1 protein-coding gene is annotated in these 413 nt (G+C 56.4%); it reads left to right on the top strand.

Annotated features, from left to right (window positions below; genetic code table 11):
- Positions 1 to 284 (top strand): hypothetical protein (locus MK745_RS19690; RefSeq protein ID WP_243614867.1); only part of this gene is annotated, 284 nt, incomplete at its 5' end.
- Between the last annotated feature and the right edge of the window lie 129 nt (positions 285 to 413).

Below are 413 nucleotides of genomic sequence, written 5' to 3'. Positions count from 1 at the left end.
TTCGTTTTCACCTCGGACAATGCGGTTCACTAAACCGTGGCTCTCAACGCTACGCGGCGGGATCGGCTTTGGCATCGAACCAGTCATTGGCGACAAGATACCTGAACGTCGGCTCAGGGCCGGAAGCTTCTAAGAACGGCGAGGGTGCCGTGGATGATGCGCCGAACCGCCGCAAGTCGGCTTTGAGCCCACTTCAACCGACGCTGCAATTTGCACCAATGTCGGTCAAGCGCAGGGAGCGGCTTTTGCATAGTCGCTGGCAAATTTCGCTGTTCTCGACATAATCGGTGATCCGCCCCACTTGAGTGGTCCAATTTGATTGTTAGTGCATGATCGGCCTTTGGTCCATCTGGATGATGGTTTCGGGGGCCGGTGGGCGATAGCCCAGAGCACTGTGGGGTCGTTTCGTATTG

It is taken from the genome of Shimia aestuarii (assembly GCF_022814865.1).
GTDB lineage: Bacteria > Pseudomonadota > Alphaproteobacteria > Rhodobacterales > Rhodobacteraceae > Shimia > Shimia aestuarii_A.
Note: the sequence above shows the minus strand (reverse complement) of the source record. Positions and strands in the feature narration are given on the sequence as shown.